This is a genomic window from Shewanella sp. SR43-8 (genome assembly GCF_014163775.1).
GTDB lineage: Bacteria > Pseudomonadota > Gammaproteobacteria > Enterobacterales > Shewanellaceae > Shewanella > Shewanella vesiculosa.
On sequence record NZ_JACJDX010000041.1, the window covers coordinates 1 to 316 of the forward strand.

At 42.7% G+C, this 316-nt stretch carries 2 tRNA genes; both read right to left on the reverse strand.

Annotated elements, in window-relative coordinates:
- A tRNA-Lys gene (locus H5114_RS20270) sits at window positions 1–73 on the reverse strand.
- A 125-nt stretch (window positions 74–198) separates the two neighbouring features.
- A tRNA-Lys gene (locus H5114_RS20275) sits at window positions 199–274 on the reverse strand.
- Window positions 275–316 lie beyond the last annotated feature (42 nt).

A 316-nucleotide genomic window follows, 5' to 3' on the forward strand; every position in this document is an offset into this window, starting at 1 on the left:
TGGGTCGTGAAGGATTCGAACCTTCGACCAATTGGTTAAAAGCCAACTGCTCTACCAACTGAGCTAACGACCCATCTTGGTTTTGCAAGAACATCTATTCTTACTGGGGAAAAAGCCAACTGTCTCTGTTTCAAGACCAACTAAGCTAACGACCCATCTTGGTGTAACATTTAAATTGTTTAGCCACGATTTAAAAAGTGGTGGGTCGTGAAGGATTCGAACCTTCGACCAATTGGTTAAAAGCCAACTGCTCTACCAACTGAGCTAACGACCCATCTTGGTTTTGCAAGAACATCTATTCTTACTGGGGAAAAAG